Origin of the sequence: Chitinophaga horti (assembly GCF_022867795.2) — a bacterium.
Lineage (GTDB): Bacteria > Bacteroidota > Bacteroidia > Chitinophagales > Chitinophagaceae > Chitinophaga > Chitinophaga horti.
In genome coordinates this window covers 4,379,610-4,392,352 of sequence record NZ_CP107006.1, presented here as the reverse complement: position 1 = coordinate 4,392,352, position 12,743 = coordinate 4,379,610, and the positions used below count along the sequence as shown (strand labels likewise).

The following is a 12,743-nucleotide window of genomic DNA, read 5'->3' as shown; positions in this document are numbered from 1 at the left end:
AAAACACGTTTATTGGTCGGAAATTTGTAATGTTGTTCATGGTTTTAGTGAGGTTATTTTGAAGATCAGACCAAAAATATTTTTATTTCCCTACATCGGCTGTTACATCTTACTGCTCCTGTTACCTTTAGCAGCACAGGCACAGAGAGACAGCGTGCGCGCGCCTAAAAACGGTTGGTACCGTTCGGTTAACCGATATATGGACTCCCTACGCAGTCGCAGCTACCGTGACTCCATGATCAGACGGATGAACCGGGAAAGGACAGAGCCGCTTTCTACCGACAGTGTAATGGTAAAAAGCGAGCGGCAATTCACGCCCTATAGCGGCAAAGCTATTCGTAATATTTACTACAAACAGGTGGATGTATTTGGTCCGCGTAACATCACGGACACCACCTTTACCACCAATATGAAACTGCTGAAGTTCGCCAACCGCCTGCATATTCATACGCAGGAATGGATGGTACGGCAGTCGCTCTTTTTCCGTGAACGGGATACGATTAATGCGTACGAGTTTGCCGATAACGAACGTTACCTGCGTAGCCGCCCGTTCTTCAGTGACGCCCGCATCTACGTACTCAATATCCCGGAGATAGAGGACTCGGTCGACATTCTCGTCGTTACCAGGGACGTATTCGAATACAGCCTGGATTTATCGTCGCTCACCACCAACACCTTCGAAACACGCGTGTACAACAACAACCTGTTAGGCGCCGGCCAGGGCCTCATGGTAGGCGTGCAGTGGCACAAGGACTGGACGCCCCAATGGGGATCGGAGGCGCGGTACACGAAATACAATATTCTCGGCAGCTTTGTGGACGCCTCCATCGGCTACTCCACCGTTAACAACAACCAGCCGTTGGACACCAATGTGTACGAGGGATCGTATTACATTAATGTCAATCGTCCGTTATATCGCACCTCTGCGCGCCTTGCAGGTGGTTTGCAGCTCGCACGAAAGTTCTCTATGAACATCCGCAACTATCCGGACAGTGTGTTCCGCGACTACAGTTATAAGCTGCTCGACGTATGGACCGGCTACAACATCATTAACCAGCAGGGTAAACACGGCAGCCATCGTGATTGTCCGAACCTGGCGGTGACCTTCCGTCACCAGAATTTGTTTTTCGATAAACGTCCGGAGCAGGAAACGTTTAAGGACGATCCGATCTATAATCACCGGCAATACTATATCGCTTCTATCGTATTGTTTAAACAGGAGTTTTTGAAGTCCCACCACTTTTTTGGGTTCGGTAGAACGGAGGATATTCCTTACGGGTTTAATGCTAATATATCCGGTGGATGGGAGGAGTGGACCGGCAAGAAACGGTTTTACTCTGCGGCGGCTATTCAAAAGTACTGGGTGACCAAACTGAAAGGCCTGTTAAGTGTGCAGGCCGAGGCGGGCAGCTTCTGGCAGGGCGGCACTTCGCGCGATGCGGTGCTGCACGGGCGGGTGGATTATTACAGCCGGATGTTCAATCCTAACGGGCGGCATCGCTTCCGCCAGTTCCTGTATGCCGACTACCTGGGCGTACCCAATCCCGATTTATACAAGCCGTTGAATGTGAATATGGAATATGGTATTTGGGGTTTCCGGCATACGCGCGTGAATGGGTACGACCGGCTTAACTTCCGTTCGGAGACCGTGTATTACAGTCCGTGGAAGTTCTTCGGCTTTAAGTTTAACTTTTTTTCCGCTTTGCAGTTATCGCAGATTACGGAGCGGGATGATGATATCTTCAGGAATCCACTGTACGCCGGTGTTGGCCTTGGCTGCAGGATCAGGAACGAAAACTTATCCTTAAACACCCTGAAAATATCTGCGAACTATTACCCTTCACGTCCGCCGGGCATGGGGCCTTTGTTCCTGGAGATCACCACGATTACGGATTTCCGGTTTGATATCTTTGGTATCAGGGCGCCGGCGTTTTTGCAGTTTAGGTAGATGCGTGGTGTGCGGCTGGCGCTCTATGTATACACGGGCATGCAGTAAAGGGCGCATTCTTTACGCGGAGGTCTGTAAATACGCCGGCCGGCAGTGACAGTCCGCTCTCCGTGCAAGTGTATACACCATCAATGTATAGCCGGTAGCTTTCCCTGAACTTTGGGTACTAGAAATTCAGCAGCTTATTTCTTACTAATAAGCAAGCGCCTAACATACCCGCCTTCTCACCCAGCTTAGATATTTTCAATTGCGTATCGTTATTCACGAGGCTCAACGAATATTTATTGATCGCGCTTTTTATCGGCAGGCGGATGTAGTCGCCGGTGGAGCTGAGGCTGCCGCCGAGTATGACCAGTTCCGGGTTAAAGAGGTTGATGAGTAACGCGATACCACGACCCAGTTTCTCGCCTATTTCCGCGATCAGTTCAATTGCCAGCACGTCGTCGTTAATGGCAGCCTGGATGATGTCTTCGAGTGTAACGTCTTCGGCGCGTTTATGCTTGCGTGTGATGACGGATGATGCGCCTTCCTGCAGTCTTTCCCGGAAGATGCGTACCAGGGCCTGGCCGGAGGCTTCTGTTTCCAGGCAGCCTTTCTTCCCGCAATGACAAATGATTTCGTTATTAAAGAAAGGGATGTGGCCAAACTCACCTGCAAAGCCGGACTTACCGTAATACAGTTGCCCGTTTATAAGTATACCCAGGCCGATACCATGATCGAGGTTCACGAACAATACATTCTTTTCGCCGTTCACCACCCCGTTACTAAATTCGCCATACGCCATCGCGCGGGAGTCATTCTCCAGGTAAGTGCGAATGCCAATGCGTGATTCGATGATGCGGCTAAGGGGTTCTTCATCAAAATAGAAAAAGCTGTAGCTGTAACCTGTGGCGTAGTTAATACGGCCTGAGAGGTTAACACCGCAGCCAAGGATTTTGTCCTTCGCAGCCGGGTGACCCTGCAAAAACTCGGTGATGATGCGACAGAGGTCATCGAGGGAGGCCTGCGTATTATTCAGTTTGAAGGGAACACGTTCGGCATGTTTTACCAGCGTTTTCTTAAAGTCGAGCAAGCCGATGTTCACATGGTTGTGCTTTACTTCCACCCCCACGAAAAAACCCGATTCGGGCGCAAGGCCATATAAGTTAGGCCGCCGGCCGCCGGTGGAGTCTATTTTTCCATAGTCCTGCACCATGCCGTCAGTAATGAGGTCATTTAGTAAGGTGGTTACCTTGGGGGCGCTGGAGTTAAACTCTTTGCTCAAATCGGCGATCGTAGCGTTGCCATTGTTGGCGAAAAAGGCGATGATCTTCTTTTTAAGATAAAGGTTTTTGTAAGCAACGCCACCTGCGACGTCATTGGTAAGCTCGTCAAAGAAAGTCTGCTTGGCAGTCATAATTGTTACAATGATCAGGCAAATATCTGACCTTTTTAAAAAATATTAAAAACAAATGTTGCTGCTGATCGGGATTACACTAAATATCAATGAGTTAGATGCAGCTTAACGTTCACTTTTCTCCCGGAGGTCAATTAAAGATACGCCTGACTTTTGCAAGAAACAAGGGTATTTTGTCCTTAGTTTTAAAAATAATTAAAAAAGTACTTTGAGTTTAGTAAAAAATATTCTTATTTAGTCCTCGACTTGAGGAGCAACGAACCACGGTCCCGCGACTATTCATCAACCAATTTCTCCGCGATCCACTAGAACGTCATGATTAACAGCAGGCATATTATTTATCTCATTTTGATCTGTGCTTCCATTTCCGCCAGTGCACAGCAGCAATTGCGTACATCGGTACTGGTGGTAGGCGGCGGTACCGGTGGCACGGCGGCAGGCATACAGTCGGCCCGTTCCGGCGCGGCGACGGTCATCGTGGAAAGCACACCCTGGCTGGGCGGTATGCTTTCGTCCGCGGGCGTGTCGGCGATCGATGGCAATCATGATCTGCCTTCCGGTCTTTGGAACGAGTTCAGGGAAAAGATTTACCAGGTTTATGGCGGAGCGGATAAAGTGGCCACTGGTTGGGTTAGTCACACCCAGTTCGAGCCGCATGTGGCAGACAGCATCCTGAAACGAATGGCCGCCGCGGAATCCAACCTCACCGTATTATATGGCTACCAATTCACCTCGGTGCTGAAAAGCGGCAACCGTGTAACCGGCGCCACCTTTACAAATAACAAAGGCGCCACCCTTACTGTTACCGCTCGCGTCGTGATCGATGGCACCGAACTCGGCGACGTGATGGCAAAAGCTGGAGCAGCATACGACCTGGGCATGGAAGCCGGCAGTATGACCGGCGAAAAAGTAGGCATTACCGAAACGAACCGCATTGTACAGGATCTGACGTATGCGGCAATCCTGAAAGATTACGGCGTCGGCACAAATAAAACGATCGCAAAACCAACGGGCTACGATCCGATGGAGTTCGATTGCTCCAGCACCTCTTTCTGCCACGATACTTCCCGCGAAAAACCGAATGTAGATGCGGCCAAAATGCTGGAATACGCGCGCCTGCCCAACGGTAAATACCTGATCAACTGGCCGAAATACGGCAATGATACGTACCTGAATGTAGTAGAAATGACGCCTGCGCAACGCGATAAAGAACTGGAAAAAGCAAAGGCCACTACCTTCCGTTTCATCTACTTCCTGCAACAGGAGCTGGGTTTTAAACACCTGGGACTGGCAGACGATGAATATCCCACCGCCGACCGTTTACCACTGATTCCCTATCACCGTGAAGGCCGCCGTGTAAAAGGGCTGGTACGTTTTAACATGCGGCATATCGACGAGCCGTTTCAGTATGGCGATCCGTTGTACCGGACGGGCATTAGTGTGGGCGATTATCCTATCGATCATCATCATAAAAAGAATAGAAAAGAAGCGCCGCAACACCTCGAGTTTTACCCGATACCGTCCTTCGCCGTACCGATGGGCGTGATGATCCCGCAGAAAGTGCAGGGGCTCATTGTAGCGGAAAAAGGCATTTCTGTAAGTAATGTAGTAAATGGTACAACACGCCTGCAGCCCTGCGTGCTGCTGACCGGACAGGCGGCTGGTGTTCTTGCCGCTTTGAGCGCACAACGCAATACGACGCCGGCTAACATTGGTGTTCGCGAAGTGCAGGAGCAATTATTAAATGCAAAAGCTTATCTCCTGCCTTATTTCGATGTAAAGCCCGCAGATAAAGCGTTTGCGGCGATACAGCGGGTGGGGGTGACGGGCATCCTGAAAGGTAAAGGTGTGCCGTACAAATGGGCGAACCAAACCTGGTTCTACCCGGATAGTACAATGAGCACGAACACCTTTATCGCAGGCCTGCAGGAGTATGCACCGAAAGCAAAGCTAGGCAGGTTTGCCGGCGAAGCGAAACTTACCGGCAAACAAGCAGTGGCTATACTCGCTGCCATGCCCGGCAGCAAACGCGTTGAAGCGCCCGAAGGGGTGATGACACGCAGGCAACTGGCCGTGCTGATCGACGAGGCGTTAGACCCGTTCCATCAAAAGCAGGTAAACATCAACGGTCACTGGAAGAAATAATATTTAGTCAACCATCTTATATATCCCATGTCATTAAGCTTATTAGATATCAGCATCATTATCGCCTACATCGCAGGTATGATCATGCTTGGCTTTTACATTTCGAAGAAGGCCAGCAAGGACCTGCAATCATATTTTCTCGGCGGTAACAGCATGAAGTGGTATTACCTCGGTCTGAGCAACGCCTCGGGCATGTTTGATATTTCCGGTACCATGTGGACGGTGAGCATCCTGTTCATCTACGGACTTAAAAGCGCGTGGATTCCCTGGCTGTGGCCCGTTTGGAACCAGGTGTTCGTATTCGTGTACCTCGCCATCTGGATGCGCCGATCGAACACCATGACGGGGGCGCAGTGGATCACGTTCCGTTTTGGGGATGGTAAAGGCGCGCGGCTCTCGCATATTATTATCGTAACGTTCGCGGTGGTGAGTGTGATCGGGTTTATCGCTTACTTCTTCGAAGGCATCGGTAAGTTCAGTACTTCGATTTTGCCATGGGATTTGTCGATGAACATTGCAGGCTTTCATTTGTCATCCGAAAGAAGTTATGCGCTGATCCTCTGTATTCTCACCACCTTGTATACGATGAAAGGCGGTATGTACAGCGTAGTGGCTACAGAAGTGTTGCAGTTCTTCATCATGACGATCTGTGCGTTTATTATCGGCTACGTCGCTTACAACGCAGTAACGGCCGAACAGATCAATGCGGTAGTGCCCCAAGGCTGGAATGAACTCTTCTTCGGCTGGAAGCTCGACCTGGATTGGAGTACGACGGTGATACCAAGTGTGAATAACAAGATAGAATCTGATGGCTTCGGCTTGTTCGGTTTATTGTTTATGATGATGCTGTTCAAAGGCATCTTCGCTTCCCTGGCCGGTCCGGTGCCGAGTTACGACATGCAGCGCGTACTCTCCACCCGCAAACCCAGCGATGCTGCCAAGATGAGTGCAAGTACGATCCTTGTAATGTATATGCCACGTTATTTAATGGTGGCCTCTTTCGCGGTGCTGGCATTGGTGTATATCGGTCCGCAGCTGGGCGGCGATATCGACTTCGAAAAGGTGCTGCCAATGGCTATTTCCCAATTCGTGCCGGCAGGATTGAAAGGTTTGCTGCTCGCAGGCTTGCTTGCTTCGTTCATGGGTACTTTCTCGGCCTTTGTGAACGCAGCGCCGGCGTACATTGTGAATGACATCTACAAGAAATACATCAATCCGAATGCTTCAAATAAAAAGTACATCCGCCTGAGTGTACTGTCGTCGCTTTGCCTTGTAATGGTGGGCATCATATTCGGTTTTAACGCCGCTTCGCTTACAAAACTTACGTTGTGGATCACATCTGCATTGTATGGCGGTTACGCGGCGTCTAATGTGCTAAAGTGGATCTGGTGGCGGTTTACGGGTATGGGTTACTTCTACGGCATGCTGTTCGGACTCCTGGGCTCCACGATCAAACTGTTTTACTTTCCCGATATCGTTGATATCTATGTGTTCCCGCTCATCCTGCTCGTATCCTTCATTGGCTGTATTATCGGCACTTTCATTACCCCGCTGGAGAACCGCGAGGCCGTGAAAGCGTTCTACCGCCAAACGCGCCCTTGGGGTTTCTGGGGGCCTATCAAACGGGAAGTAATGGCGGAAGATGCGGGCTTTGTGCCGAATAAAGATTTTGGCAGAGATATGTTCAACATCGTGACTGGTATCGTTTGGCAGATGGCGCAGGTGGTGATCCCGATCTATTTTATGATCCGTGAGAATTACAAGGCGCTGGCCTGGGCAGGTGTCTTCCTGCTCACCACATACCTGTTGAAGAAGTGCTGGTGGAATAAGTTATCAGAGGCAGATGTGACGGTGCCGGCAAAGTCGGAGCGACCTGCCACAACAGTCGAAACGCTATGATAGGGTGGTTGATGCGATACCGGCTTGTGATAATAGTCGTGTGCCTGCTGGTACCATTCGCAGCACGCGCGCAGCAGCCGGATACCAGTTACGATAACAGTCACTACCGGCAGCGCCTGGCCTACTTTAAACAGATGCCCGACCGGAAACACGAAATCGTTTTTCTCGGCAACAGCATCACCGAAGCAGGCGAGTGGCAGGAGTTGATACCGGGCAAAAACGTGATCAACCGTGGCATCAGCGGCGATGTGACTTATGGCATAAAAGCCCGGCTGGATGAGGTCTTATCTTCCAAACCATCGAAGCTGTTCCTGCTGATCGGTGTGAATGATATGAAGCGCGGGCACGATGTGAGCGCGATCGCGGCCAGTTACGGGCAGCTGGTAAAGGCCATCGTAACCGCATCTCCCAAAACAAAATTATACCTGCAAAGTGTATTGCCGGTGCATGAACGCATGCTGCAGTCCACTTACAAAGCGGTAACGAACGAAAAGATAAAATTATTAAACAGGCAGATACAATCACTGGCCACGCAATACGGCCTTACCTATATCGATCTGCACCCGGTATTTGCCGACGCTGCCGGGCAACTGGATAAAGAACTGAGTACGGACGGCCTTCATTTACAGGCGGCCGCCTACATCAAATGGGTCGGCTTTCTGAAACAACAAAAGTATTTAAGATGAAAATAACAGGCACTTTCCTGGACGAGATCAGCCACGATATTCCGCACCAGAACTGGGGCCGCGAGGAGTGGGACCGCGACTTTGCCCATATGAAGGCGGTGGGTATCGATACGGTGATCCTCATCCGCAGCGGGTATCGCCGGTTTATTACGTACCCGTCCGTGTACCTGCAAAAAACGTATGGTTGCTACGAGCCGCCTGTCGACCTGGTAAAAATGTACCTCGAACTGGCCGATAAACATGGCATGAACTTTTACTTCGGCCTGTACGACAGCGGCCACTATTGGGACAGCGGCGATATGCAGGGCGAGATAGACGCCAACCGTTACGTAATCGACGAGGTATGGCAGCAATACGGCCACTACAAAAGCTTCAAGGGCTGGTACCTGAGTATGGAAATCAGTCGTCGTACAAAAGGCGCGACCGATGCCTTCCGCACGCTGGGACTGCAATGTAAACAGGTGAGTAATGGTCTGCCCACCTTCATATCTCCCTGGATAGATGGTAAAAAGGCCGTGATGGCAGCCTCCGGGCAACTTACGAAAGACGACGCCGTTTCCCTGCAGGAGCATGAAAAGGAGTGGAGTGAGATATTCGAAGGGATACATGGTGCGGTAGATGCAGTGGCGTTCCAGGATGGGCACATCGATTATCACCAGCTGGAAGAGTTTTTTGCCGTGAATAAACAGATGGCGGACCGTTTCGGTTTACAATGCTGGACCAACGCCGAATCGTTCGACCGCGACATGCCCATTAAGTTTTTCCCGATCAAGTTCGAGAAGCTGCGGCTGAAGCTGGAAGCTGCGCGCAGGGCCGGTTACGACAAGGCCATCACTTTTGAGTTTTCCCATTTTATGAGCCCGCAGAGCGCTTACCTGCAGGCAGGACATCTATATAACCGTTACAAAGAATACATACAGTCTTTATGAAACAATACGCCGGGCAGTACAAAAATGAACTGCTGACCAATGTGATACCCTTTTGGCTGAAGCACTCCAAGGACGAGGAGCAGGGCGGCTTTTTAACCTGCCTCGACCGGTTTGGCAACGTGTTCGATACCGATAAATTCATCTGGCTCCAGGGCCGCGAAGTGTGGTTGTTTTCCATGTTGTACAACGAAGTGGATAAACGTCCCGAGTGGCTGGATATGGCGCTGCATGGTGCCCGCTTCCTGGAAAAGTATGGCAGCGACGCGGAAGGTAATTTTTATTTCTCCCTTAATCGCCAGGGCCAGCCTTTAGTGCAGCCTTACAATATATTCTCCGACTGCTTTGCAGCCATGGGCTTCGGCGCATTGTACAAAGCCATGCCGGATATGCGTTACCACGACCTCGCCAAATACACGTTCGAGAATATCGTGCGCCGCCGCGACAACCCGAAGGGCAAGTACAGCAAGGCTTATCCCGGTACGCGCAACCTGAAGAATTTCGCGCTGCCCATGATCCTCTGTAATCTTTCGTTGGAGCTGGAACATATTCTCGGCAGCGAAACGGTGGACAAGTTTATTCCTGAAGTATTGCACGAAGTAATGGATGTGTTTTATCATAAAGGAGAAGGCCTTATCCTCGAAAACGTTGAACTGGACGGCAGTTTTTCCGACACCTTCGAAGGCCGGTTACTCAACCCTGGTCATGCAATTGAAGCCATGTGGTTCATTATGGACCTGGCCGTGCGCCTCGGCGATAAAAAGTTGGCGGAACGCGCCACGGAGATTGCGCTTCGTACGCTGGAACATGGGTGGGATAAGCAATACGGCGGTATCTTCTATTTTATGGATATTAAAGGCCGGCCGGTGCAGCAACTCGAGTGGGACCAAAAGCTCTGGTGGGTGCACCTCGAAACCCTTGTCTGCCTGGCGAAAGGCTACCAGATCACTGGCAACGAAGCCTGTAAAACCTGGTTCGAAAAAGTACATGAATATACCTGGTCGCACTTCCGCGATCCTGAATATATGGAATGGTTCGGCTACCTCGATCGCCGCGGCGACGTGTTGCTGCCCCTGAAAGGTGGCAAGTGGAAAGGCTGTTTCCACGTACCGCGTGCGCTGTTCCAGGTATGGAAAACATTAGAAACACCAGTGGTGGTGCCTGTCGCGCAACCCGCCCTGTAAGCGTTTTTTCTTCTGCTTACTTTGAGCAAATGTTGATTTTAAAATGGAGAAGCCCGGGGAACTCGACTTTCCCGGGCATTTGATTAAATTTGAGAATGATGCGCAAATACTTAATCCTCTCCCTTTTACTGCATACTCTTTTCGCCTGTGCCCAAATCCAGGTAAAACAAGTGACTTACGCCGTGAAGGACACCGTTCAATACCTGGACATTTACGAACCCCCGCAACCCAACGGTATGAGCATCCTGTTCATGCATGGCGGCGCGTTCGAGAACGGTCACCCGAAGAACCAGAAGCCTTTCGGTGAAGGGCTTGCGAAGAAAGGGTATAAAGTATTTGTGATGTCGTACCGCCTGTACCTGAAAGGTGTCGGTTTCGGTTGCGATGTGCCGACTCCTGAAAAGCTGAAGGCCATCCGCATAGGCGTGGAAGACGCTGCCGATGCCGGTCAGTACATCGTGGAGCATGCGAAGGAATTAGGGGTGGATACGACGAAACTTTATATTGCAGGCAGCAGCGCCGGCGCCGAAGCCATTCTGCACCTGGTGTTCAATCCCTTTACCAAAGCCGATCCGAAACGTTTTGCTTTTTACGAACACTTTAAGTTTGCCGGCGCTATGTCATTTGCCGGTGCGCACATCGATCTGAATACGATTAAAGCGGATCGTTTTACGCCGTTACTTTTGTTGCACGGCGATAATGATCAGCTGGTACCCTTCGGCACGGCGCCGCATCGTTTTTGTAACGCACAACAACCCGGCTGGCTGATGTTTAACGGCTCGCGGTCGATATACGAAAAAGCCAAGTCGCTCGGTGCACCTGCTGTGTTTTATTCGTTCAAAGGCAAAGGGCATGAAATATCGTGGTATAATATGAGTCACTACGATGAAATTGAAGCCTTTACCGCGAAAGTGAACAGCGGCAAGCCTTTGCAGCCGGAGTGGATCCAACAATAAATGCTTTTGTGCGCCGGCGGCATACCACTTTTCAGCCGCCGTTGTGTCACTCACTTGTACGACATTTTCTCTACCCGAATTTCCTTCTTATTTATTACCTCACGGCTAACCCATAGTTCGTGCGACCCCTCGACGCAGACCGGCATTGCATCTCGCCCCGAAAAACTATATCTTGTTCATCAATCTAAAAATTCCACCTGAAAATGAAGAAATTACTCCCTTTCGTTTTGTTGATCTGTGTTTTTAGTGCAGCGCATGCCGATGTACGTCTGCCGGCCATCATCTCCAATAAAATGGTGCTGAAACAAAACAGCACCGCCAAATTATGGGGCTGGGCCAATCCCAACGAGAAGATCGTGATCAACTGTTCCTGGAACAACACTGCAGATACGGCCGTCGCTAACCAATACGCCGAATGGTCGGTGAATGTAAAAACGCCCGCCGCCGGCGGTCCGCACAGCATTACTTTCAAAGGTCGTAACACCCTGAAGGTAGAAGATGTGCTGATCGGCGAGGTGTGGGTATGCTCCGGCCAGTCTAACATGGAGTGGAGTGCCGACAATAACCTGAAGCAGATAAAGGACGAGATGCCGACTGCTGCTAATAGTAAGATCCGGTTGTTCTATATTCCCAGAACTACGGCTGCCACCGTACAGACCGATGTAAAAGCGCAATGGCTGGAATGTGACGCCAAATCGCTGCAATCCTTCAGTGCAGTGGGTTACTTCTTCGGTAAAACATTGCATAAAACCATGAATATCCCGGTAGGACTCATTAACTCCGCCTGGGGAGGCACCCCTGCCGAAGCCTGGACGCCCGCACCGGTAGTGCAGGCAGATGCAGCCCTGGCCGCCGCCGCCGCAAAACTAACACCGAATAAAAGCTGGCCTGTTGAACCGGGCCGCCTGTTCAATGCGATGATCGCACCAATTGCCAACTTCGACATCTCCGGCGCTATCTGGTACCAGGGCGAATCGAACGTAGGTACGAATGGCACTTACGCACAGCTGTTCTCTACAATGATCGCTGAGTGGCGCAAGGCTTTTAACCAGCAGTTTCCCTTCTATTTTGTACAGATCGCGCCGTACGCTGGTTACGGTACCGATAACTATAATAGCGCCCTGCTGCGCGATGCACAACGCCAAACGCTGGCCCTGTCGCCTAAAACGGGTATGGTTGTAGTGTCGGACCTGGTAGATAATATCAAAGACATTCATCCTGTTAATAAGCTGGATGTAGGTAACCGCCTCGCTGCACTGGCATTGGCCAACACGTATGGCAAACCCGGACTTCCTTATAAATACCCCACTTTCGATAAGCTGGAAGTGGTGAAGGGCAAAGCGATAGTGACTTTAAAAGATGCAGAAGCAGGCCTTATTGTCAAAGGTGCGAAGGCAGAAGAAGTGTTCATCGCAGGCGCTGATAAAAACTTTGTAAAGGCTACCGAGGTGAAAATGAAAGGCAATACCATCACGGCCTCCAACCCGCAGGTGAAGGAGCCGGTGGCAGTGCGCTTCGGGTTTACCAATGCAGGCATCGGCAATATATTCAGCAAAGAAGGTTTGCCGGTAGTGCCTTTCCGCACCGATAGCTGGTAGACTTA

Annotated in this window: 9 protein-coding genes; 8 read left to right on the top strand and 1 reads right to left on the bottom strand. The window is 50.6% G+C overall.

Annotation, left to right across the window (positions count from 1 at the left end; all coding sequences use genetic code 11):
• Nucleotides 1–199: 199 nt before the first annotated feature.
• Complete coding sequence (locus tag MKQ68_RS17630; RefSeq protein ID WP_264280263.1) at nt 200–1,948, top strand: BamA/TamA family outer membrane protein; 1,749 nt, start codon at nt 200–202, stop codon at nt 1,946–1,948.
• A 166-nt stretch (nt 1,949–2,114) separates the two neighbouring features.
• Here the strand turns inward: MKQ68_RS17630 and MKQ68_RS17625 are convergent, their stop codons facing one another.
• Complete coding sequence (locus MKQ68_RS17625; protein ID WP_264280262.1) at nt 2,115–3,344, bottom strand: ROK family transcriptional regulator; 1,230 nt, start codon at nt 3,342–3,344, stop codon at nt 2,115–2,117.
• A 315-nt stretch (nt 3,345–3,659) separates the two neighbouring features.
• Between MKQ68_RS17625 and MKQ68_RS17620 the strand changes: the two genes are divergently transcribed.
• From MKQ68_RS17620 to MKQ68_RS17590, 7 genes are all read left to right on the top strand, one after another.
• The gene (locus MKQ68_RS17620; RefSeq protein ID WP_264280261.1) at nt 3,660–5,489 is read left to right on the top strand and encodes an FAD-dependent oxidoreductase; all 1,830 of its coding nucleotides are present in this window, start codon (nt 3,660–3,662) and stop codon (nt 5,487–5,489) included.
• A 27-nt stretch (nt 5,490–5,516) separates the two neighbouring features.
• Nucleotides 5,517–7,388, top strand: a complete 1,872-nt coding sequence (locus MKQ68_RS17615; protein WP_264280260.1) for a sodium:solute symporter family protein — start codon at nt 5,517–5,519, stop codon at nt 7,386–7,388.
• Nucleotides 7,389–7,399: 11 nt separating this feature from the next.
• Nucleotides 7,400–8,074, top strand: a complete 675-nt coding sequence (locus tag MKQ68_RS17610; protein WP_244843068.1) for a GDSL-type esterase/lipase family protein — start codon at nt 7,400–7,402, stop codon at nt 8,072–8,074.
• Nucleotides 8,071–9,003, top strand: coding sequence for a DUF4434 domain-containing protein (locus tag MKQ68_RS17605; protein ID WP_264280259.1), 933 nt, complete (start codon nt 8,071–8,073; stop codon nt 9,001–9,003). Before MKQ68_RS17610 ends, MKQ68_RS17605 begins: the two co-directional genes overlap by 4 nt.
• Nucleotides 9,000–10,184 (top strand): n-acyl-d-glucosamine 2-epimerase, encoded by a 1,185-nt coding sequence (locus MKQ68_RS17600; RefSeq protein WP_264280258.1) that lies wholly within the window; start codon nt 9,000–9,002, stop codon nt 10,182–10,184. The genes MKQ68_RS17605 and MKQ68_RS17600 overlap by 4 nt, the downstream gene beginning before the upstream one ends.
• A 98-nt stretch (nt 10,185–10,282) precedes the next feature.
• Nucleotides 10,283–11,140, top strand: a complete 858-nt coding sequence (locus MKQ68_RS17595) for an alpha/beta hydrolase (protein WP_264280257.1) — start codon at nt 10,283–10,285, stop codon at nt 11,138–11,140.
• Between the two features lie 203 nt (nt 11,141–11,343).
• Nucleotides 11,344–12,738, top strand: a complete 1,395-nt coding sequence (locus MKQ68_RS17590; RefSeq protein WP_264280256.1) for a sialate O-acetylesterase — start codon at nt 11,344–11,346, stop codon at nt 12,736–12,738.
• The last annotated feature ends 5 nt before the right edge of the window (nt 12,739–12,743 follow it).

Bases quoted from the DNA above. Each gene is read 5' to 3' on its own strand.
- MKQ68_RS17595 (WP_264280257.1), top strand. From the start codon at position 10,283: ATGCGCAAATACTTAATCCTCTCCCTTTTACTGCATACTCTTTTCGCC.
- MKQ68_RS17620 (WP_264280261.1), top strand. From the start codon at position 3,660: ATGATTAACAGCAGGCATATTATTTATCTCATTTTGATCTGTGCTTCC.
- MKQ68_RS17630 (WP_264280263.1), top strand. From the start codon at position 200: ATGGACTCCCTACGCAGTCGCAGCTACCGTGACTCCATGATCAGACGG.
- MKQ68_RS17610 (WP_244843068.1), top strand. From the start codon at position 7,400: ATGCGATACCGGCTTGTGATAATAGTCGTGTGCCTGCTGGTACCATTC.
- MKQ68_RS17625 (WP_264280262.1), bottom strand. From the start codon at position 3,344: ATGACTGCCAAGCAGACTTTCTTTGACGAGCTTACCAATGACGTCGCA.
- MKQ68_RS17590 (WP_264280256.1), top strand. From the start codon at position 11,344: ATGAAGAAATTACTCCCTTTCGTTTTGTTGATCTGTGTTTTTAGTGCA.
- MKQ68_RS17600 (WP_264280258.1), top strand. From the start codon at position 9,000: ATGAAACAATACGCCGGGCAGTACAAAAATGAACTGCTGACCAATGTG.
- MKQ68_RS17605 (WP_264280259.1), top strand. From the start codon at position 8,071: ATGAAAATAACAGGCACTTTCCTGGACGAGATCAGCCACGATATTCCG.
- MKQ68_RS17615 (WP_264280260.1), top strand. From the start codon at position 5,517: ATGTCATTAAGCTTATTAGATATCAGCATCATTATCGCCTACATCGCA.